The sequence below is a fragment of the Planosporangium spinosum genome (assembly GCF_049999945.1).
GTDB lineage: Bacteria > Actinomycetota > Actinomycetes > Mycobacteriales > Micromonosporaceae > Planosporangium > Planosporangium spinosum.
The window spans coordinates 132,776-152,846 of the sequence record NZ_JBLYUB010000013.1 but is presented as its reverse complement, the minus strand read 5'-3'; the positions used below and the strand labels follow the sequence as shown (position 1 = coordinate 152,846).

Genomic DNA, 20,071 nt, shown 5'->3' with positions numbered 1-20,071 from the left:
AGCCGGTTACGGTCACGCTCCGTAGCGATTGCTCGGGAGAACCCTCGGGCCAGTGACTGGGAGTGTCCGTATGCCGTCTGAATACGCCAAATCCCTTGGCGCCCGTCTGCGCTCCATCCGACAGCAGCAGGGGCTGTCCCTGCAGGGCGTGGAGGAGAAGTCGGCCGGGCGCTGGAAGGCCGTCGTGGTCGGCTCGTACGAGCGCGGCGACCGCGCCGTAACCGTCTCGCGCCTCGCCGAGCTGGCGGAGTTCTACCGGGTCCCGGTGGCCGAACTGCTGCCGGAAGGTAGCGGGGTCCGCCACGAGCCGACGAACAAGATCGTTCTGGACCTCGAGAAGCTCTACGACCAGACCGCCGAGGACCTGGCCTACGTCGCCCGGTACGCCCGTGCGATCCAGCAGCAGCGCGGCGACTACAACGGCCGGGTGCTCTCCATCCGGGCCGACGACCTGCGCGCGCTCGCCATCGTCTACGACTACTCGCCCTCGGCGCTGGTCGAGCGGCTGACCGAGGCCGGCGTGACCGTCGCCGACCCGCGCAGCCTGTTCAACTCCTGACCCACGGGGTCATACGCGTCGACCCGGGAGGAGAGCCGCCCACGAGGGGCGGTGCTCTTCCCGGGTCGACGCGGTCGTCTCCGTACGGCACTGTTCGTGCGGCCGGTCAGCGGGTGGCGTACTCCGCGATGCGGCCGAGGACGCCGTTGAGGAAACGCGGCGAGTCCTCCGTGGAGAGGGCCTTCGCCAGCTCCACCGCTTCGGTGATCGCGACCGCGTCGTCGATCTCGTCCCGGTAGACCAGCTCGTACACGGCGATGCGGGCGAGGTTGCGGTCCACCACCGGCATCCGGTCGAGCGTCCACCCCTCCGCGTAGCTGGCGATCAGCTCGTCGATCCGGTCGCGCTGCTGCGCCACGCCGTTGGCCAGGGAAACCGTGTAGTCGAGCTGCTCCGGTCGCGGCTCGGGAAGGCGCTCCAGGTACGCATCCAGCACGTCGGTGATCGGCGACTGCCGGAGATCGGCCTCGTAGAGCACGTCCAGGGCACGCTTGCGCGCCTTGCGGCGCGACGACATCGTCGAGGTGACGTCGCCGGTGAAGCTGCGGCCGCCGGGTTTACTCACGACCGACTCACGCCCGCCCGAGGTAACGGCCGTCACGGGTGTCGACCTTGATCTTCTCGCCGGTGGAGATGAACAGCGGGACCGCCACGGTCGCGCCGGTCTCCACGGTCGCCGGCTTGTTGCCACCGGTCGAGCGGTCGCCCTGCAGACCCGGCTCGGTGTACGTGACCTCCAGGATCACGCTGGTGGGCAGTTCGACGTACAGCGGCACGCCCTCGTGGGTGGCCACGGTCGCCTCCGCCTCGGGCAGCAGGTACTTCGCGGCGTCGCCGACGGTCGCACCCGGGACCGGGATCTGGTCGTAGGTGTCGAGGTCCATGAAGATGAAGTCGTCGCCGTCGGCGTACAGGTACTGCATCGTCCGCTTGTCGACGGTCGCGGTGTCGACCTTGGTGCCCGCGTTGAAGGTGCGGTCGACAACCTTGCCCGAGAGCACGTTCTTGAGCGTGGTCCGCACGAACGCGCCGCCCTTACCCGGCTTGACGTGCTGGAACTCCACGACGGCCCACAGCTCGCCGTCGAGGTTGAGAACCAGGCCGTTCTTGAGGTCGTTGGTGGTGGCCATACGTACGCGCGTCTCCGTCTTCGGTCGCCTACTGAACCGAAGAAGTGTACCCGCCCGGCCGCGATCACCCGTCGATGGGCCCCAGCCACTGACGGCGATCGTGGACACCGTGTGGCGCCACGGGCCCGCACGGTGTCCACGATCGCCGTTAGGACCGGGCCGCGAGGTGGTGCAGGGCGAGCCGGTACCCGTCGACGCCGAGGCCGCAGATCACACCGGTGGCGACCGCGGACACGACCGAGTGGTGCCGGAACTCCTCCCGGGCGTGGATGTTGGAGATGTGCACCTCAACCAGCGGCCCGCGCAGCATGGCGCAGGCGTCGCGCAGCGCGTACGAGTAGTGCGACCAGGCGCCGGGGTTGAGCACGACCGCGGCGCCCTCGTCGGCGGCCGCGTGCAGCCAGCCCAGCATCTCGTGCTCGGCGTCGGTCTGGCGGACCTCGACGTCGAGGCCCAGCTCCTTGCCGGCTGCCACGCACATCGTGGCCAGGTCGGCGTGGGTGGTGGCGCCGTACACCTCCGGCTGCCGGGTACCCAGCCGCCCCAGGTTCGGACCGTTCAGCACGTACACCTTCATACCGTCACCTCGCTTCGCTCGGCGACGCCATGAAGGCAATCACTGAGTCCATGATTCGCTCGCTGCCCTCGCTCATACCGTCACCTCGCTTCGCTCGGCGACGCCATGAAGGCAATCACTGAGTCCATGATTCGCTCGGCCCTCGCTCATGCCGCCACCACCTCGTACGCCGCGCGCAGCAGGTCGTCGGACGGGGCGTCCAGGATGGCCGGCCGGGCCAGCCCGTCCAGCACGACGAAGCGCAGCCGGGTGCCACGCGCCTTCTTGTCCACCCGCATGGCCGCGTGCAGGTCCGGCCACGCGTCGGCGGGGTACGACACCGGTAGGCCGAGTGAGGTCAACACCGCCCGGTGCCGGGCGGCGGTGGCGTCGTCGAGCCGGCCCGCGTGGCGCGCCAGGGCCGCGGCGAAGACCAGGCCGACGGATACGGCGTGGCCGTGCTTCCAGCGGTACCCTTCCCGCTTCTCGATCGCGTGCCCCAGCGTGTGGCCGTAGTTGAGGATCTCGCGCAGCCCGGACTCGCGCAGGTCCTCCCCGACGACGTGGGCCTTGACCCGGATCGCCCGCTCGACCAGGTCGCGCAGCGCCGCGCTGCCCGGGTCGGTCGCGGCGCCCGGATCGGCCTCGACGACATCGAGGATCGCCGGGTCGGCGATGAACCCGCACTTGACCACCTCGCCGAGCCCGGCCCGCAGGTCGTCGGCGGGCAGGGTGGAAAGCGTCGACAGGTCGCAGAGCACGCCGGCCGGTGGGTGGAACGCCCCGACCAGGTTCTTACCGGCGGCGGTGTTGACACCGGTCTTGCCGCCGACCGCGGCGTCGACCATGCCGAGCAGGCTGGTCGGCACCTGCACCACCCGGACCCCGCGCAGCCAGCAGGCGGCGACGAAGCCGGCCAGGTCGGTGACGGCTCCCCCGCCGACGCCGACAACCGCATCGGTACGCGTGAAGCCCGCCCCGCCCAGCGCGTCCCAGCAGCGGGCGGCCACCTCGATGCTCTTGCCCGACTCGGCGTCGGGCACCTCGACCGGCAGCGGAGCGAACCCCGCGTCGCGCAGGGTGGCCGCGACCCGGTCGGCGTACCCGCGCAGCGGCTCCGCGAACAGCACCGCGACCTGGGCGGCACCGGCGAGCAGCGGCGGCAGGTCGGCGAGCAGGTCACGCCCGACGACGACCCGGTACGGCTGGTCACCGCCCACTTCGATGACGGTCGGCTGGCTCATGCGTCTGCGATCCTCTCCCGCGCCGGCGCGCTCAGCTGGTCAGCACGGCCACGACCTCGGCCGCGACCTCGTCGGGGGCACGGCCGTCCGTGGCCACCACGACCGTGGCGACCTCCTCGTACAGCGGCCGGCGCTGGTCGAGCAGGTACTTGAGGGTGGCGCGCGGGTTGAGCGCCAGCAGCGGCCGGCCCGCCCCCAACCCGACCCGTTTGACGGCGTCGGCCAGCTCCACCGACAGGTACACCACCCGGTGCCCGGCCAGCCGCTTGCGGGTCTCGGCGTCCAGGATCGCCCCGCCACCGAGCGCCAGCACGCCCGGGAAACCGTCGAGGGCGGCAGCCACCGCCGTGCGTTCCAGCGCCCGGAAGTGCTCCTCGCCGTCGTCGATGAAGATCTCGGGGATGGGCTTGCCCGCCATCGCCTCGATATGCGCGTCGGCGTCGGCGAACGCCACCCCGAGCGCGTCCGCCACGAGCTGGCCGACGGTGGTCTTGCCGGCGCCGGGCGGCCCGACCAGGACACACACGGGAGCGCTCACGTGATCACCAGGTTGTCGAGGTAGCCGCGCAGGTTGCGGCGGATCTCGGCCACCGAGTCGCCGCCGAACTTCTCCAGCGCCGCCTCGGCCAGCACCAGCGCCACCATCGCCTCGGCCACCACGGCGGCGGCCGGCACGGCGCACACGTCCGAACGCTGGTTGATGGCGGTCGCCGGCTCACCGGTGACCACGTCCACGGTGGACAGCGCCCGGTTGAGCGAGGAGATCGGCTTCATCGCGGCCCGTACCCGCAGCGGCTCCCCGTTGGTGATGCCGCCCTCCAGGCCGCCGGCGCGGTCGGTGACCCTCCGGACCCCGTCCGGGGTGGGGACGATCTCGTCGTGGGCCTGCGATCCGCGTGAACGGGCCTGCGTGAAGGCGTCACCGATCTCCACACCCTTGATCGCCTGGATCGACATGAGCGCGGTGGCCAGGCGGGCATCGAGCTTGCGGTCCCACTGGACGTGGCTGCCCAGGCCCGGCGGCACCCCGTACGCGAGCACCTCGACGATGCCGCCGAGCGTGTCGGCGTCCCTCTTGGCCGCGTCGACCTCCTCGACCATGCGGGCGCTCGCCTCGGGGTCGAGGCAGCGCAGCGGGTCGGCGTCGATGCGAGCGGCGTCCTCCGGCCGGGGCAGCAGGCCCGGTTTGGCGGCCACGCTACCCAGCTCGACGACGTGCGAGACGATCTCGATCCCGAGCGCTTCGCGCAGCAGCGACCGCGCGACCGTGCCCGCGGCGACCCGCGCCGCGGTCTCCCGGGCGCTGGCCCGCTCCAGGATCGGCCGGGCGTCGGTGTGCCCGTACTTCTGCATGCCAGCGAGGTCGGCGTGGCCGGGCCGGGGCCGGGTCAGCGGGGCGTTGCGGGCGAGGGCTGACAGCTCAGCCTGCTCGTCCGGATTCAGCGGGTCGGCCGACATGACCTTCTCCCACTTGGGCCATTCGGTGTTGCCCACCCGTACGGCGACCGGACTGCCCAGCGTCAGGCCGTGCCGGACACCGCCGATGATCTCGACCTCGTCCTGTTCAAAGCTCATCCGGGCGCCCCGCCCGTATCCGAGGCGACGGCGGCCCAGCTCGATGGCGATGTCCGCGCTCGTCACCGGGACCCCGGCGGGCAGGCCCTCCAGGATCGTGACGAGCGCCGGGCCATGGGATTCTCCAGCGGTCAACCAGCGCAGCACGCGTCACAGTCTGGCACGTCGCGTGACCGGCCTGTCGCCCGATCCCAGTGGCTGACAGTGATCCTGGAGACTCTCCGGCGCTAGGACCCCGCATCTCCTCCATGATCACGGGAGAGGTCGGGCACACTGCGGCGCAGGACCACCAGCGCGACGTCGTCCTCGCTGGTGTCGACGTCGAGCGTGGCGAGCAACCGGTCGGCGAACGCCTCCAGGTCGTCCTCGACGTCGGCGGCGGCGTCCAGCACGATGCCCAGCCCCGCGTCGAACGACCGGTCGTAGCGCTCCACGAGGCCGTCGGTGAGCAGGACCAGGACCGCGCCCGGTGGCAGGTCGAAGATCACCTCGTCGGGGCGGTCCACCTCCACCCCCAGCAGCGGCCCGGTCACCTCGACCGGCTGCGCCTTGCCGTCGAAGATCAGCAGCGGCGGCAGGTGCCCGCCGCTGGCAGCCCGGACCCGGCCGGTGGCCGGGTCCACCATCAGCACCGAGACCGTCGCGATCTCATCGGGAAGCAGCCGGACCATCAGCCGGTTCAGCTCGCGCAGCACCGCGGCCGGGCCGTGCCCCTCGACCACGTACGCCCGCAGCGCGTGGCGCAGCTCGGCCATCACGGTCGCGGCGTGCAGCGAATGGCCGACCACGTCGCCGATCGCGACGACGAGCTGGCCGTCGATCGTCGTCAGCTCGTAGAAGTCCCCGCCGATCTCGGCCTGCGAGCCGGCCGGCACGTACCGCACGCTCAGGTCGAAGCCGGGGACCTCGGGCAGCTGCCGGGGCAGCAGGCTGCGCTGCACGGTCAGCGCGACGTACCGCTCCTCGTCGTGGATCCGCATCGCCTCGACCGCGAGCGCCATCGCCTGCCCGAGCTGGCGCAGCACGTGGGCGTCGTCGTCGTCGAGGTGGTCCACCCCGACCGTGACGAAACCGGGCGCCCGGCTCTCGCGCACCCGCACCGCGGCGATGGACACGCCCTGACCCGGCACCGTCGGCAGCAGCGCCGTCCAGCGGTCGGCCGGCTCGGTGTGGACGGCCGCACCGACCCGGGTGTTGGCCAGCCCGGACGGCGGCGGGCCGGCCCACGCGGCGGCCGAGGCCGGCGAGCCGTCGCCGGGGTCGACGGCCATCAGCCGTACCCCGTCCGGACGGCCGGCGCTGGCCAGGGCGGGTGCGGCGAACATCCGGCTGGCGCCGGTCGCGGCCGCCCGGAGCAGATCCTCGTAACTGGCCGCCCGGTTGACCTCCAGGGTCGCTTCGGCCAGCGCGGCCAGCCGCGTGGCCAGCCGCTCGGCGCGCTGCCGGGCCCGGTAGTAGCGCAGCACCGCCTGTACGGTCGCCAGCAGCTCGTCGGGTTCGATCGGCTCGGCGAGGTAGGCGTCGGCGCCCCGGTTCAGTCCCTGGGTACGGTCGAGCACGTTGACGGCGGTCGCGGAGACCTGGACCACCGGCAGCGAGCCGTGCCGGGGATGTGTCTTGATCCGTTCGCACACGTCGAAGCCGCTCATGTCGGGCAGCTGCACGTCCAGCACGACCGCGTCGACCTCGACCCGGTCGAGCAGTTCGAGCGCGGCCGCACCGGTCTCCGCCTCCACCACGGTCAGGTCGGCCCGGCGTAACCAGCTACCGATGATGTAGCGCTTCGTCCGGCTGTCGTCGACGACCAGCACGGTGGCCGGGGCCGCGGTCACGGCGCGCCTCCCTCCGTAGCGGCGGCCCCACCGGCGACTCCGGCGGCGGCGCGGACGGCCTCGGCGAGCGCCTGCGGGGTGAGGCCGGCCTTGTCGAGCACGGCGGCCGCGTGCGCGAGCGCGCCGGCCATGGAGCCGCCCGGCGCGGCAGCCGACGACCCGGGCGCCTCGTCCGGCGGTTCGGCGGTGACCACCACCACGGGAATGTCGCACAGCCCCTCGTCCGCGGCGAGGACCTCCAGGACGGCCGGCCCGTCGACCTCCGGCATGCGCACGTCGAGCAGGACGACGTCGGGGCGCCGGCGGGTGATGAGGGTGAGGGCGTGCAGGCCGTCGCCGGCCTCCTCGACCTCCTCGGCCACCGCCCGCAACGCCTGCCCGGCGAACAGCCGGAAGGCCTCGTCGTCATCCGCGACCAGAACCCGGCGCAGCACCGCGGCCGGAACTGACCTCGGGCCGGCCGGCAGGCCGGTGGTACCGGTACCGCCCTCCGCCGGCCTGGCCCGCCCCGGTGCGGCGCCCGGCGTGGCCCCCGCCGGGCGCACCGGCAGCGTCACCGTGAAGACCGAACCCTGCCCGGGCTCGCTGCGCAGGGTGAGCGAGCCGCCGAGCAGGCCGACCAGGCGCCGCGCGTACGGCAGGCCGAGCCCGGTACCGCGCATCGTCGCCTGCCGGACGCCCGGCACCTGGTAGAACTCCTCGAACACCCGCTCGACGTCGGCGGAGGCGATGCCGATGCCGGTATCGGAGACCGCCAGCCGGACCGTGCCGGGCTCCTCCCCCGGTACGGCGGTCAGCCGCACCTCGCCCCGCGCGGTGAACTTCACCGCGTTGGTCAGCAGGTTGCGCAGTACCTGGGTCAGCATCGACTCGTCGGTGATCAGCACCGGGATCCCCACCGGACCGTCCACCCGCAACGTCACGTCGGGCTGGGTGAGGAGCGCCCGTACGGTGCCGCGTAGCTGGCCGAAGAGCGCCGGGAGCGACACCTCGGCCCAGTGCGGCTCGAGCCGTCCCGACTCCGCCTTGGCCAGGTCGAGCAACTCGTTGACCAGTGCCAGCAGCTCACCGGCGCTGGCGGCGAGCAGGTCCACCTGCTGGCGTTGCTCGGGGGTGAGCGGGTCGGAGCCGGGGTCGGCCAGCAGCCTCACCAGCCCCATGATCGCGGCGACCGGCGCCCGCAGTTCGTGGCTGACGTTGGCCAGGAACCGGCTCTTGGCCCGGCTGGCCTCATGGGCCTGCGCGGACCGCTCGTCCAGCTCGGCGTAGAGCGCCACGACACCCCGGTTGGTCTCCTCCAGTTCCTCGGACAGCTGGGTGTAGCGCGCCGTGACGCCCCGGTTGGTCTCCTCCAGCTCGGCGTTGCGCCGCAGCAGTTCGTCGCGGTGCTTCATCAGCTCGTCGCGCTCGCGGAGCAGCCCGTCGCGCTCGCGGAGCACGTCATCACGCTGGTGCCGGGCCTCGTCGGGTCGGCCGGCCCCACCGCCGGTCACCGCGCCACCCTGGTCACCATCACCGTGGCATCGTCACGGCGGACCCCCGCGTCGCGCAGCAGGGTGGCCGCGACCACCAGGGGCGTGTGCGCCATGAGCCCCGGGTAGTCGGTCAGCCGCCACTTGTCGGTGACCCCGTCGGAGTGCATCACGACCAGGTCACCCCGGGCGACCGGGTAGCTGAACTCCCGTACCCCCCGCCCCTCGTGGCCGGCGATCCCGGGCAGCGCCACCAGGCCCCGCCGCCCACCGCCGTCCGGGCGCACCACGTGGCCGGCGATGTTGCCCAGCCCGGCGTAGCGCAGCGTCGCGGTCTCCGGGTCCAGTTCGGCCACGGCCACGGCGCCGCCACGGGTCCGGCCGAGCGCCCGGTGCAGGTGCTCCACCATCGCCGCCGGGCCGCCCGGCGGTCCGTCCCGGAACGCGTCCACGGCGACCCGGGACGCCGCGGCCGCGAGCGGGCCGTGGCCGAGCCCGTCGCAGAGCATGAACTGGAGCCGCTCGGCGACCCGCGCCGACCAGGCGTCGCCGCTGACCGACTCGCCGCTCATCGGCCGGGACAGGCCCGTGACCGCCGCGTCGGCGACCACGCTTGCGGCCCACACCTCGGCGGTGATCACCGTGCCCCGGCCCGGCAGCGAGTACAGGTCCGACGTGGTGGCGAGCCGGTCGATGGCGCCCAGACCGATACCGAGCGTGCCGGTCGTGGAGTGGCCGTCGCGCCGGGACAGCGCCGCGTCGGCCATCCCGGGCCCGGCGTCGACGGCGACCAGTCCGACGCCGGCGTCGTCGCCGTACCGCATCGAGCGCAGTGCCACCTGGCCGGCCCGGGCGTGCTTGTGCAGGTTGCTGGCCAGTTCGGCGCCGAGGATGGCCAGTTCGGCGACCCGCCGCTCGTCCAGCCCGAGGCCGGTACCCAGGGCCGCCGCGGCCCGCCGCACCGATCCGGCGGCAGCCGCGTCGTCGACCCGGAACCAGCCGGCCTCGTCCACCACGGGCACCGCCGGAGTCAGCGGGCCCACTTCGTCACCGTCACACAGGTACCCCGTAACCTCTCCGTCCGGATGTCGAACTCGTCCACCAGCCGCCGGGCGCCGCCCAGCCCCAGACCGAGCCCGCCGCCGGTGGTGTACCCGTCCGACAGTGCCAGCTCCACGTCCGGGATACCCGGGCCGGAGTCGACGAAGACGGCGCGTACGCCCGCCCGCCTCCCGTCGTCGACGAGTTCCACGGTCGCCGTGCCGCCGCCGCCGTAGGCCAGGGTGTTGCGCGCCAGTTCACTCGCCGCCGTGACCAGCTTCGTCTGGTCGACCAGCGACATTTTCGCCGCCACGGCAACCCGCCGGACGAGCTGGCGTACCCGCACCACGTCCTCGTCCGCCGCGATGGGCTGGATCTCGCACATGGTGTCACGCTCCGTCCGGCCGCCCTGGACGTCACCGTGCCAGCTGAGCGTCGTCACCGGTCGGCCGCCGTGCCCGCGGCGACTTCGCCGTCGTCGCGGTACAGCCGGCGGCCGGCCCGGGACTCCTCGAGCATGCGCAGGCCGCGTTCGACGTTGAGCGCGGTCCGCACGCCCGACAGGGACAGTCCCAGCTCGACGAGAGTGATCGCGACGGCGGGGCGCATCCCCACCACCACCGTGTCGGCGCCGAGCACCCGGGAGACCGACGCGATGCTGGACAGCATCCGCCCGACGAACGAATCGACGACGTCCAGCCCGGTGATGTCGATGATCACACCGTGGGTACCGCTGGCGACGATCCGCTCGGCGATGTCCTCCTGTAGCTGGATCGCCGTCCGGTCGTCGAGGTCGACCTGGATGGAGATCAGTAACACGTCACCGAGCTTGAGAATCGGCACCCGGTCCATCAGGCCTCCCGGCGCGCCGCGCGGCGGACGATGTCGACCCCGCTCGCGCGCATGGCGTGTACCAGGGCGTCGGCCAGGTTCGACTTGGTGACGATGTCACCGAACTGGATCCCCAGGGTCACGATCGTCTGGGCGATCTGCGGCCGGATCCCGGAGATGACGCACTCGGCGCCCATCAGTCGGGCGGCGACGACGGTCTTGAGGATGTGCTGGGCGACCTGGGTGTCGACGGCCGGAACGCCGGTGATGTCGATGATCGCGTACGTCGACTCGGTCTCGATCAGGGCGTGCAGGAGCTTCTCCATGACCACCTGGGCCCGCGCGGAGTCGAGCGTGCCGACCAGTGGCACCGCCACGACCCCCTCCCACAGCTTGACCACCGGCGTGGACAGCTCCAGCAGCTGCTCGGCCTGCTCGGTGATCAGCTCCTCGCGGGCCTGCCCGTACGTCTCGAAGGTGTACAGCCCGAGCTGGTCGACCACCTGGATGAACGCGATCAAGGCCTGCAGCGTACGGGCGTCGGCGTTGCCGTACCCGAAGACCTCGATGAACGCGTCCTTGAGCGCGAAGACGCTCGTCGCCGTCTCGGACGGGCTGAACCCGCCGCGGGCCCGGTCGCGCGACAGCTCTCCCAGGACGGCGCGCAGCTCGGCCGACGCCTCAGCGCCGAGGTCGAACGTCCCACCGGCGGTGGCGGCGCGCAGCGCGCCGAGCAGCTCCGTGGCCTGCCGGCGCAGCTCGGCCCCGGTCAGCCGGCCACGCAGCCCGCTGGCCATCTTCTCCGTCCAGCTGTCGATCAGGCGCTCCTCCTGCGCCTCCAGCAACGCGTCGAACCTGGCACCCTTGTGAGCGTCCAGCGCCATCCGGCCTCCCGCGACCTGTCCGTCCGTCCACCGTCCACGACGGGTGCGCGTGTGCGACTCAACCATTCGGATGACCCTATCACCGACTTGACCGGCCAAAACGGCTCACCGAAGGCGGTACGGGCGGTCAGCGCCGGGCCGGAACGGCGGTACGGGCGGTCAGCGCCGGGCCGGAACGGCGGTACGGGCGGTCAGCGCCGGGCCGCCGCGAGGGCGGCCCGCATCGGCTCCACCGGCGCGGATACCCCGGTGAAGCTCTCGAACTGGCGTACCGCCTGGGCCAGCAGCAGGTCGAGACCGGACACGACCGGACAACCGGCCCGCGCGGCCGCGGCGGCCAGCGGCGTGGGCCACGGGTCGTACAGCGCGTCGAAGAGCACCACCGACGGCCGCCACCGGACCGCTCCGGCGAGGCCGTCAGCGACCCCCCTGGGCACAGTGGAGATCACCACCGGGGCGTCGGCGCAGCCGGCGGCGGCGTCCCAGGACGCGCCGGTCAGCGTCACCCCGAGGGCGTCAGCGACCGGCTCCAGCTCGGCGATCGCCGCTGGCCGCCGGGCGTACACGGTGACGTCGGCGCCCAGGTCGGCCGCGGCGGCGAGGGCGGCCCGGGCGGTACCGCCGGCGCCGAGCACGGCCACTCGGGTCGCGGTCCGGACGCCGGCCGCCGCGAGCGCGTCGACGATCCCCGGCGCGTCGGTGTTGTCGGCGTACCAGCCGCGCTCTCCGCGTACCAGTGTGTTGGCCGCACCGACCGCGGCCGCGACCGGCGAGACGGCGTCGGCCACCGTGAGCGCCGCCTCCTTCAGCGGCATGGTCAGCGACAGCCCCGCCCACTCCGGGCTCAGCCCGGCGACCAGGTCCGGCAGTTCGGACTCGCCGCACTCGATCGCCGTGTAGCGCCAGCCGGCCAGCCCGGCCGCCGCGTAGCCGGCGTTGTGGATCACCGGGGACAGCGAGTGCGCGATCGGTTTGCCGAGTACCGCGGCACGGCGGTCGGACACCTCAGGAAACACCGTTCTGCCGGGTGGGCACGTCAGCGGACACGTCAGTAGGCGCCGTTCTTCTGGGCGGTGGCGATGTTGCGCTCGTGCTCGGGCAGGTTGTCGGCGAACGCCGAGTTACCCGCCTTGTCGATGCGCACGAAGTACAGCCACGGTCCGGGCGCCGGGTTGATCGCCGCGAGCAGCGCCTCCTTGCCGGGGTTGCCGATCGGCCCCGGCGGCAGCCCGGACACGCCGTACGTGCGGTACGGGTTGCTCGGGTCGTTGAGCTCCGGCGTGCTCAGGTTGTGCTTGCGCTCCTGGCCGTGCAGCTCACGCCAGTAGTTGGTGGCCGAGTCGAACTCCAGCGGCATCGCGGTGGGCTTGTGGTTGAGCCGGTTGTAGACCACCCGGGAGACCTTCGGCATGTCGGCGCTGGTGCCGGCCTCGGCCTGGACCAGCGACGCGGTGATCAGCGCCTCGAACGGCGAGACCTGCTTGGCCTGCGCCTGGTCGACGATCTTGCTCTCGCCGGTGACCGAGATGAAGTTGCCGACCATCTTCATGAGGATCTGCTTGGCCGTCACGCCCGGGTCGAAGTGGTAGGTGTCGGGGAACAGGAAGCCCTCGACGGTCTTGCTGGCCTGCTTGCCGTCGGTGCGGTTGAACCAGAAATCCGGAACCCCGAGCGCGACCGGGTCCTCGGCGGCGGCCTGGAACTGGTCCACCGGGATGTTGGTGGCCTTCGACAACTCCTGGAAGGTCGCCTGCATGGTGAGACCCTCGCGGATGGTGACCTTCATGACCAGCTTGCTGTCGTTGCCGAGCAGCAGCGCGAGGGCGTCCTTGGCCCGCATCTGCTTGCGGACCTGGTACGTGCCGGGCTGGACGTCCTGACCGTGCGGGTCGGCCTTGGCGGCGTCGGTGTACGCCTTGACGCTCTTGACCACGCCGGCGTCGACCAGCGTCTGGCCGATGGCGGTGGCCGAGTCACCCGGCCGCACCTGCACCGTGACCTCACCGGTCCCGGCGCCCGCGTAGTCGGGCGCGATGAAGAATCCCTTGACCTTGGTGTAGCCGTACCACCCGCCGGCGCCGAGGACGCCGAGCAGTACCAGCGTCAGCGCCAGGGCCAGCAGTGACCGGCCGCGCCGCTTGGGCGGTACGTCGCCGCCGCGGCGGGCGACGGAGGAGCGCCGATGCCGGCTGCGCTGCCCACGTCCGCGATCATGGTCGTCGAACGCGAGCTCCAGCTCGTCCAACATCAGGGTCGCCTCCGCCGTGAGTCGAGCCAGGTCTGCAGGATCTCCACGGCGGCCGCCTGGTCGACGACCGCCCGTTGGCGCCGCCCCCGGACGCCTCGCTCCGACAGCCTACGCGCCGCTGCCACGGTGGACATCCTCTCGTCCGTGAACAGGACCGGCACCGAATCGACAACCGTCTTTAGAATTTCCACGTATTTCCTGATGGCGACCGCTGCCGGCCCCTCCTTGCCGGCCAGGTTCACCGGCAGTCCAACGATGATCTCGACAATCTCGTGCTCACGCACAAGACGGGCAATCTCCACCATGTCGGACGGAGGATCATCACGCTGCGTGACGTCACGGGGGACGGTGGCGAGCGGCGTCGCCAGGATCCCGTCCGGGTCGCAGATCGCCACCCCGATCCGTACCGTGCCGACGTCGACACCGATCCGACGGCCGCGGTTCACCGCACGACCTCTCCGCGACCCTGGACACCCGGCAGGGTCACCGACCCGCCGGGTGTCCACGATCCACGATCATGAACCAGCAATCGCCTTCTCCACCGAGACCAGCAACGAGGCCGCGTCACCGGCCGGCACCCCGCCGCCCTGGGCCAGCTCGGGACTGCCCCCGCCGCGACCCGACAGCGCACCCTTGACCAGGGTCGCCGCCGACAGGCCACGGTCGCGCGCGGCCGGGTTGGTCGCCACGATCAGCGACGCCTTGCCACCCGAACGGGCGGTCACCGCCACCACGGCGGGCCGGTCGGCCGGCATCCGGCCCCGGATCTCCTGGGCGAGGGTGCGCACCTCGTTCGCGCCGGCGCCCTCCGGCGCCTCGGTACCCACGTAGGCCACGCCGGCCACGTCGTGCGCTCCGGCCGCCAGGGCACCGACGTTTGCCAGGACGAGCTGGGCGCGCAGCTTCTCCAGCTCCTTCTCGGCGTCGCGCAGCTGGGCGATCGTCTGCTCGACCCGGTCGGCCACCTGGTCGCCCGGCACCCGGTACAGCTCGGCGAGCCGGTTGACCAGCAGGTGCTCGCGCGCCAGATAGCCGAAGGCGTCCATGCCGACCAGCGCCTCGACCCGGCGCACCCCGGAGCCGATCGACGACTCGCTCAGGATCTTCACCAGGCCCAGCTGGCCCGAGCGGGCGGCGTGGGTGCCGCCGCACAGCTCGCGGGCGTAGTCACCGACCTCCACGACGCGCACCTCGTCGCCGTACTTCTCACCGAAGAGCGCCATCGCCCCGAGCTTGCGCGCCTCCGAAAGCGATGTGATGAACGCGCGCACGTCGAGGTCGCTCATCAGCACCTCGTTGACCTGCTGCTCCACGTCGTGCAGCACGCTCGCCGGCACCGCGCCCGGGGTGTTGAAGTCGAACCGCAGCCGGCCGGGCGCGTTGAGCGAACCCGCCTGGGTGGCCGACTCGCCCAGGAACTGCCGCATCGCCGTGTGCACCAGGTGCGTCGCCGTGTGCGCCCGCGAGATCGCCCGCCGCCGCGCCACGTCGATCTCGGCGTACCCGGTCTCGCCGGTGCGGAGCTCGCCCTCGACGACCCGGCCGCGGTGCACGATCAGGCCGGGGATCGGCTGCTGGACGTCGAACACCTCGACGCTGCCGCCCCCGACGGTGATGATGCCCTGGTCGGACTGCTGGCCACCGCCCTCGGCGTAGAACGGGGTCGTGTCGAGCACCAGCTCGACCGTGTCGCCCACCCCGGCGCCGGTCAGCCCGGCACCGGAGCCGGACAGCACCGCGCGCAGCCGCGACTCGCGCCGGGTCTCCTCGTACCCGGTGAACTCCACCGGGCCGCCCGCCTCGAGCACCTGCCGGTACGCCGACAGGTCGACGTGGCCGGTCTTGCGCGCCTGCGCGTCCGCCTTCGCCCGGCGGCGCTGCTCACTCATCAGCCGCCGGAAGCCCTCCTCGTCGACCGAGAGCCCGTGCTCGCCCGCGATCTCCAGGGTGAGGTCGATCGGGAAGCCGTACGTGTCGTGCAGCTGGAACGCCTGCTCGCCCGACAGCCGGCTGCCGCCGGTCTTCTTCGTCTCGGCCACCGCCGTGTCGAGGATGGTCGTACCCGCGCGCAACGTCGACAGGAACGCCTCCTCCTCGGCGTACGCGTAGCTCGAGATCCGCTGGAAGTCGGTGGCGACCTCCGGGTAGGACGGCGCCATGCAGTCGCGCGCCACCGGCAGCAGCTCCGGCATGGCCGGCCCCTGCCAGCCCAGCAGCCGGACCGCCCGGATCGCCCGGCGCATGATGCGGCGCAGCACGTAGCCCCGGCCCTCGTTGGACGGGGTGACCCCGTCGGCGATGAGCATCAGCGCGGTGCGCACGTGGTCGGCGATGACCCGCAGCCGTACGTCGTCGGGGTGCGACTCGCTCGCCATGTGGCCCGATTGCGTCCCGTACCGCTTACCGGTCAGCTCCGCGGCGTGGGCGAGGATCGGCTTGATCTCGTCGATCTCGTAGATGTTGTCGACGCCCTGCAGCAGCGACGACATCCGCTCCAGGCCCATGCCGGTGTCGATGTTCTTGGCCGGCAGCGGGCCGAGGATCGGGTAGTTCTCCTTGTCGGTGCCCGGCCCCCGCTCGTTCTGCATGAACACGAGGTTCCAGAACTCCATGTACCGGTCCTCGTCGACCTCCGGGCCGCCCTCGCGCCCGTACTCCGGGCCGCGGTCGAGGTAGATCTCCGAGCACGGCCCGCACGGGCCGGGGATACCCATCGACCAGTAGTTGTCGGCCTTGCCGCGGCGCACGATGCGCGCCAACGGCAGCCCGACCTTCTTGTGCCAGATGTCGATCGCCTCGTCGTCGTCGAGGTAGACGGTCGCCCAGATGCGCTCGGGGTCCAGACCGAAGCCGCCGGCGTCGACCGGCTTGGTGATCAGGTCCCAGGCGAGGGTGATCGCGCCTTCCTTGAAGTAGTCGCCGAACGAGAAGTTGCCGTTCATCTGGAAGAACGTGCCGTGCCGGCTGGTCTTGCCGACCTCGTCGATGTCCGGGGTACGGATGCACTTCTGCACGCTCGTCGCCCGCTGGAACGGCGGCGTGCGCTGGCCCAGGAAGTACGGCACGAACTGCACCATGCCGGCGTTGACGAACAGCAGGTTGGGGTCGTCGATGGCGGGCAGCGGGGCGCTCGGCACGACGGCATGGCCGTTGGCTTCGAAGTGGCTCAGGAACCGCCGCTTGATCTCCGCTGTCCTCATCGGTTCTGGTTTCCCTCTTCCTCGTACTCTTCCAGCAGGGCACCGGCCTGGAACGCCTGGTGGATCTCGGCTTCGCGCTCGGCCATGCCCTCGCGGACGTCCTCTACAAAGCTACGCACCTGTTCGAGCAGACCGACAGCGGATTCCTGCACCGATCCGGCGATGCCCGCCGGTGTCAGGGCCTGCATCTTCTTGTTGACCGCCCGGACCACCAGCGCCCCGACCGCCAGTCCCACCCCGAGCCACAACAGTCGTCGCATGTCATTCCTTCCTCAGGCGCTGTGCCGCGGCCGGCGATGGCGCTGCTTGAGCTCGGCGCGCACCTCGGCCTCCTCGTCGGAGCGGCGGCGCCGGGCGGCGGCGCTGCGCACGCCGTACCCGAAAGCGGCGACCTTGACCAGCGGGTTCGCGGCCGCCGCGGTCACCACGGTCGACAGGTTGGCGACGTTGGCGGTGACGTGCTGGACGTGGTCGGTGATGGTGTCCAGCCGGGCGAGCTGGAGATTCACCCCGTCGAGCGAGGTCTGCACCTGGCCGAGCGCGGTGTTGACGTTGGCGACCGTCTCGTTGACGTTGCCGAGCATGGGACCGGTGGCGTCGGCGACGTCCCGCAGCGCCCTGGTCGCCTGATCGACGGTGTGCCGCAGCCGCAGAATCGGAACGATCAGCGCGAGCACGAGCAACGCGAACGCACCGGACACGATCAGCAGCGCTATCTCCCAGCCATGCATCTGCACGACTTCCTCCTTCGGGCACACCCATACATACGCCGACTCCGCAAGACCCTACCGTCGGTATCGACATGTCGCGTCGCGACTGTCCCATCTCACCGTCTTGCGATCCGGTGCCGGCGGGGAGCAGGCCGGTTGGTCCCCGGTCCGGGCGGGGAACCGGCCCGCACGACCCTCGTCAGGAGGACGCGTCGCCGTGCCCACCGCTACCGGTCCCACCGCCGCGCACGATCCGGCGCAGCCGGGACAGCCGCTCGGCCACCGGGCGCTCCGCGCCGTGGCTGGTCGGCCGGTAGTAGTCGCGGCCGACCACGCCGTCGGGCGGGTACTGCTGGGTGACCACCCCGCGCGTGTCGTCGTGCGGGTACGCGTACCCGACGCCGTGCCCGAGCCCCTTCGAGCCGGAGTAGTGGGCGTCGCGCAGATGCCGGGGCACCGGGCCGCCGACGCCGGCCCGCACGTCGGCGATCGCACCGAAGATCGCCGTGGTGACCGCGTTCGACTTGGGCGCGGTGGCGAGGTGGATCACCGCCTGCGCGAGGTTGAGCTGCACCTCGGGCATGCCGACGTACTCGACGGCAGTTGCCGCCGCGTTCGCCACGACCAGCGCCATCGGGTCGGCCATGCCGATGTCCTCGCTGGCGAAGATCACCATGCGCCGGGCGATGAACCGGGGATCCTCCCCCGCCACCAGCATGCGGGCCAGCCAGTGCAGCGCCGCGTCGACGTCGGAGCCGCGCATGCTCTTGATGAACGCGCTCACCACGTCGTAGTGCGCGTCACCGGCCCGGTCGTAGCGCAGCGCCGCCACGTCGACGGCCTTCTCCGCGGTCGGCAGGTCGATCTCGGTCGCGCCCTGCGCCTGCGCCCCGCCCGCGGCCGCCTCCAGCGCGGTCAACGCCTTACGCGTGTCACCGCCGGCCAGCCGTACCAGATGGTCCTCGGCCTCGGCCGAGAGGGTGACGGCCCGGGCGATGCCACGCTCGTCGGCGACCGCCCGCCGCAGCAGGCCACGCACCGCGTTGTCGTCGAGCGGTTGCAGGGTGAGCAGCACGCAGCGCGACAACAGCGGCGAGATCACCGAGAAGTACGGGTTCTCGGTGGTCGCCGCGAGCAGCGTGACCGTCCGGTCCTCCACCGCCGCGAGCAGCGAGTCCTGCTGGGTCTTGCTGAAGCGGTGCACCTCGTCGATGAACAGCACGGTCTGCGGCCCGCCGGAGCGCCGCGTCCGGCGGGCCTCGGTGATCACCGCGCGCACGTCCTTCACCCCGGCCGTCAGCGCGGACATCGCGATGAACCGGCGATCGGTCGCTCCCGCGACCAGGTGGGCGATCGTGGTCTTGCCGCAGCCGGGCGGCCCCCACAGGATCACCGACATCGGCGAGTCGCCCTCGACCAGCCGGCGTAGCGGGGCGCCCGGCGCCAGCAGGTGGTCCTGGCCGACGAGTTCGTCGAGGGTACGGGGACGCATGCGGACCGCCAGCGGCGCGTCCTCGCGCGGGGCGGCGAACATCTCCGCCGCCGCGTCGTCGGCAGCGTCGCCGCGCGAGTGCGAGCCGGCAAGTTCGAAAAGTCCCGTGTCGTCCACCGCGCCGAGGTTACCTGTGTCCTCGCGGCCGCTGATCCACGGCCGCGCCGGACAGCCCGCTGACCAGGGCCCGCTTCAACCGTGGGGCCAACGGTCGTTCGACGACCCGGTGCACCAGCCAGGCGGCGACGAGCATCGCGGCGGTCAGCCCGGCCACCAGCAGCCACCGCGGTACCCGGTCGTGCAGGTGCAGGATCACGGCGTACCCGATCACCTGGTGCAGCAGGTACAGCGGGTAGGTCAGCGCACCGGCGACGACCAGCCACCGGCCCCGTATCCAGTTCAACCAGCCGAGAGCGACAGCCGCCATGACCGCGTAGATCACGGTGATCACCACGACCACACCGGGCCAGGTGTGTTTGTGCACGCCCAGCCCCTCCATCGTCATCGCGGCCGGGTGGATCCGCTGCAGACCGAGCGCCAGCGATACGCCGACGATGCCCCACAGCAGCAGGTTCGGGCCGAACCGGTACATCAGGTAGAACGCGACTCCGGCGATGAAGAACGACGACAGCTCATCGCCCACGACGAGGTGGACCACGACGTCCGACGAGCCGCTGGCCAGGACCGACGCGACCGTCCACAGCACACAGAACAGCACGACCCGGCGGTAGCTGAGTCCTCGCCACACCAGCAGCGCGAACAGTAGGTAGAAGTGCAACTCCTCCCAGAGACTCCAGTACGACCCATCGATGTGCGGCACGTGCGTCGGAATCTGCAGCATCGTCAGGTTGACCAGGACCTGGGTCACAAGCGGCCGCGGCTGTCCCGGGGCGGGGACGGCGAGGAGCACGGCAGCCGTGGCGAGTACCCCGAACCAGTACGCCGGGAACAGCCGCACCACCCGGGACACGAAGAACCCGCCAAGGTCCCGCCCCCAGGCGCTCATACAGATCACGAAACCACTGATCAGGAAGAACAGGTGGACGCCGAGCCAGCCGTACTGCGTGAGCAGCGTCGCCCGGGGAAACAGCGTGGGCGCCGGCTGGCCCCACACCTGGGGTGCCCGGAAGGTGTAGTGGTAGACCACCACGACCAGGGCTGCGACAAGACGGAGCCCGTCGATGACGGCGAGCCGGCCCTCGCGCGGTGGCCGGCCCGCCGCCGGCGCGGCGGAGACGACGACGGCCGAGGGACCCGGGAGGGTGCTCACCGCCCGTACTGGGGTGTCCACTGGGCC

General features: G+C 72.0%; 21 protein-coding genes. 1 reads left to right on the top strand and 20 read right to left on the bottom strand.

Annotated elements, in window-relative coordinates; all coding sequences use genetic code 11:
• The first annotated feature begins 70 nt into the window (after positions 1 to 70).
• The gene (gene bldD, locus ACNTMW_RS18785) at positions 71 to 559 is read left to right on the top strand and encodes a transcriptional regulator BldD (RefSeq protein WP_426634960.1); all 489 of its coding nucleotides are present in this window, start codon (positions 71 to 73) and stop codon (positions 557 to 559) included.
• A 106-nt stretch (positions 560 to 665) separates the two neighbouring features.
• Here the strand turns inward: bldD and nusB are convergent, their stop codons facing one another.
• The 20 genes from nusB to ACNTMW_RS18685 all read right to left on the bottom strand — a co-directional run bounded on the left by nusB (position 666) and on the right by ACNTMW_RS18685 (position 20,065).
• Positions 666 to 1,076 (bottom strand): transcription antitermination factor NusB, encoded by a 411-nt coding sequence (nusB, locus tag ACNTMW_RS18780; RefSeq protein ID WP_426635008.1) that lies wholly within the window; start codon positions 1,074 to 1,076, stop codon positions 666 to 668.
• Positions 1,077 to 1,131: 55 nt separating this feature from the next.
• Positions 1,132 to 1,689, bottom strand: a complete 558-nt coding sequence (efp, locus tag ACNTMW_RS18775) for an elongation factor P (RefSeq protein ID WP_426634959.1) — start codon at positions 1,687 to 1,689, stop codon at positions 1,132 to 1,134.
• Positions 1,690 to 1,837: 148 nt separating this feature from the next.
• Positions 1,838 to 2,266 (bottom strand): type II 3-dehydroquinate dehydratase, encoded by a 429-nt coding sequence (aroQ, locus tag ACNTMW_RS18770; RefSeq protein WP_426634958.1) that lies wholly within the window; start codon positions 2,264 to 2,266, stop codon positions 1,838 to 1,840.
• Between the two features lie 146 nt (positions 2,267 to 2,412).
• On the bottom strand, positions 2,413 to 3,489 hold the full coding sequence (aroB, locus tag ACNTMW_RS18765; protein WP_426634957.1) for a 3-dehydroquinate synthase: 1,077 nt from the start codon (positions 3,487 to 3,489) through the stop codon (positions 2,413 to 2,415).
• A 31-nt stretch (positions 3,490 to 3,520) separates the two neighbouring features.
• On the bottom strand, positions 3,521 to 4,027 hold the full coding sequence (locus ACNTMW_RS18760; protein WP_426634956.1) for a shikimate kinase: 507 nt from the start codon (positions 4,025 to 4,027) through the stop codon (positions 3,521 to 3,523).
• Complete coding sequence (gene aroC / locus ACNTMW_RS18755; RefSeq protein ID WP_426634955.1) at positions 4,024 to 5,211, bottom strand: chorismate synthase; 1,188 nt, start codon at positions 5,209 to 5,211, stop codon at positions 4,024 to 4,026. The genes ACNTMW_RS18760 and aroC overlap by 4 nt, the downstream gene beginning before the upstream one ends.
• Positions 5,212 to 5,291: 80 nt before the next feature.
• Positions 5,292 to 6,896 (bottom strand): SpoIIE family protein phosphatase, encoded by a 1,605-nt coding sequence (locus tag ACNTMW_RS18750; RefSeq protein WP_426634953.1) that lies wholly within the window; start codon positions 6,894 to 6,896, stop codon positions 5,292 to 5,294.
• The gene (locus ACNTMW_RS18745) at positions 6,893 to 8,389 is read right to left on the bottom strand and encodes an ATP-binding response regulator (RefSeq protein ID WP_426634952.1); all 1,497 of its coding nucleotides are present in this window, start codon (positions 8,387 to 8,389) and stop codon (positions 6,893 to 6,895) included. Before ACNTMW_RS18745 ends, ACNTMW_RS18750 begins: the two co-directional genes overlap by 4 nt.
• The gene (locus ACNTMW_RS18740) at positions 8,386 to 9,411 is read right to left on the bottom strand and encodes an ATP-binding SpoIIE family protein phosphatase (RefSeq protein ID WP_426634951.1); all 1,026 of its coding nucleotides are present in this window, start codon (positions 9,409 to 9,411) and stop codon (positions 8,386 to 8,388) included. Before ACNTMW_RS18740 ends, ACNTMW_RS18745 begins: the two co-directional genes overlap by 4 nt.
• Positions 9,399 to 9,794, bottom strand: a complete 396-nt coding sequence (locus ACNTMW_RS18735) for an ATP-binding protein (protein WP_426635007.1) — start codon at positions 9,792 to 9,794, stop codon at positions 9,399 to 9,401. The genes ACNTMW_RS18740 and ACNTMW_RS18735 overlap by 13 nt, the downstream gene beginning before the upstream one ends.
• Positions 9,795 to 9,847: 53 nt before the next feature.
• Positions 9,848 to 10,261 (bottom strand): STAS domain-containing protein, encoded by a 414-nt coding sequence (locus ACNTMW_RS18730; protein WP_426634950.1) that lies wholly within the window; start codon positions 10,259 to 10,261, stop codon positions 9,848 to 9,850.
• Positions 10,261 to 11,124, bottom strand: a complete 864-nt coding sequence (locus tag ACNTMW_RS18725; protein WP_426634949.1) for an STAS domain-containing protein — start codon at positions 11,122 to 11,124, stop codon at positions 10,261 to 10,263. The genes ACNTMW_RS18730 and ACNTMW_RS18725 overlap by 1 nt, the downstream gene beginning before the upstream one ends.
• Positions 11,125 to 11,315: 191 nt before the next feature.
• Complete coding sequence (locus ACNTMW_RS18720) at positions 11,316 to 12,128, bottom strand: shikimate dehydrogenase (RefSeq protein ID WP_426634948.1); 813 nt, start codon at positions 12,126 to 12,128, stop codon at positions 11,316 to 11,318.
• A gap of 44 nt (positions 12,129 to 12,172) precedes the next feature.
• Positions 12,173 to 13,372 carry an endolytic transglycosylase MltG gene (gene mltG / locus ACNTMW_RS18715; protein ID WP_426634947.1) on the bottom strand — a complete coding sequence of 400 codons (1,200 nt, stop codon included), beginning with the start codon at positions 13,370 to 13,372 and terminating at the stop codon, positions 12,173 to 12,175.
• The gene (ruvX, locus tag ACNTMW_RS18710; RefSeq protein WP_426634946.1) at positions 13,372 to 13,818 is read right to left on the bottom strand and encodes a Holliday junction resolvase RuvX; all 447 of its coding nucleotides are present in this window, start codon (positions 13,816 to 13,818) and stop codon (positions 13,372 to 13,374) included. Before ruvX ends, mltG begins: the two co-directional genes overlap by 1 nt.
• Before the next feature lie 69 nt (positions 13,819 to 13,887).
• Entirely contained in the window at positions 13,888 to 16,572 is a 2,685-nt protein-coding gene (gene alaS / locus ACNTMW_RS18705) for an alanine--tRNA ligase (RefSeq protein ID WP_426634945.1), read from the bottom strand.
• Positions 16,569 to 16,832, bottom strand: coding sequence for a hypothetical protein (locus ACNTMW_RS18700; protein ID WP_426634944.1), 264 nt, complete (start codon positions 16,830 to 16,832; stop codon positions 16,569 to 16,571). The genes alaS and ACNTMW_RS18700 overlap by 4 nt, the downstream gene beginning before the upstream one ends.
• A 12-nt stretch (positions 16,833 to 16,844) precedes the next feature.
• Positions 16,845 to 17,303, bottom strand: a complete 459-nt coding sequence (locus ACNTMW_RS18695; RefSeq protein WP_426635006.1) for a DUF948 domain-containing protein — start codon at positions 17,301 to 17,303, stop codon at positions 16,845 to 16,847.
• Between the two features lie 178 nt (positions 17,304 to 17,481).
• Positions 17,482 to 18,891: a replication-associated recombination protein A gene (locus tag ACNTMW_RS18690; RefSeq protein ID WP_426634943.1), complete on the bottom strand. Its 1,410-nt coding sequence runs from the start codon at positions 18,889 to 18,891 to the stop codon at positions 17,482 to 17,484.
• Positions 18,892 to 18,901: 10 nt separating this feature from the next.
• Positions 18,902 to 20,065, bottom strand: coding sequence for an acyltransferase family protein (locus tag ACNTMW_RS18685; RefSeq protein WP_426634942.1), 1,164 nt, complete (start codon positions 20,063 to 20,065; stop codon positions 18,902 to 18,904).
• Positions 20,066 to 20,071 lie beyond the last annotated feature (6 nt).

Coding starts and splice junctions, on each gene's coding strand:
- ACNTMW_RS18735 (WP_426635007.1), bottom strand. CDS start 9,794: ATGTGCGAGATCCAGCCCATCGCGGCGGACGAGGACGTGGTGCGGGTA.
- ACNTMW_RS18730 (WP_426634950.1), bottom strand. CDS start 10,261: ATGGACCGGGTGCCGATTCTCAAGCTCGGTGACGTGTTACTGATCTCC.
- bldD (WP_426634960.1), top strand. CDS start 71: ATGCCGTCTGAATACGCCAAATCCCTTGGCGCCCGTCTGCGCTCCATC.
- nusB (WP_426635008.1), bottom strand. CDS start 1,076: ATGTCGTCGCGCCGCAAGGCGCGCAAGCGTGCCCTGGACGTGCTCTAC.
- efp (WP_426634959.1), bottom strand. CDS start 1,689: ATGGCCACCACCAACGACCTCAAGAACGGCCTGGTTCTCAACCTCGAC.
- aroQ (WP_426634958.1), bottom strand. CDS start 2,266: ATGAAGGTGTACGTGCTGAACGGTCCGAACCTGGGGCGGCTGGGTACC.
- ACNTMW_RS18725 (WP_426634949.1), bottom strand. CDS start 11,124: ATGGCGCTGGACGCTCACAAGGGTGCCAGGTTCGACGCGTTGCTGGAG.
- alaS (WP_426634945.1), bottom strand. CDS start 16,572: ATGAGGACAGCGGAGATCAAGCGGCGGTTCCTGAGCCACTTCGAAGCC.
- mltG (WP_426634947.1), bottom strand. CDS start 13,372: ATGTTGGACGAGCTGGAGCTCGCGTTCGACGACCATGATCGCGGACGT.
- ACNTMW_RS18700 (WP_426634944.1), bottom strand. CDS start 16,832: ATGCGACGACTGTTGTGGCTCGGGGTGGGACTGGCGGTCGGGGCGCTG.
- aroB (WP_426634957.1), bottom strand. CDS start 3,489: ATGAGCCAGCCGACCGTCATCGAAGTGGGCGGTGACCAGCCGTACCGG.
- ACNTMW_RS18695 (WP_426635006.1), bottom strand. CDS start 17,303: ATGCATGGCTGGGAGATAGCGCTGCTGATCGTGTCCGGTGCGTTCGCG.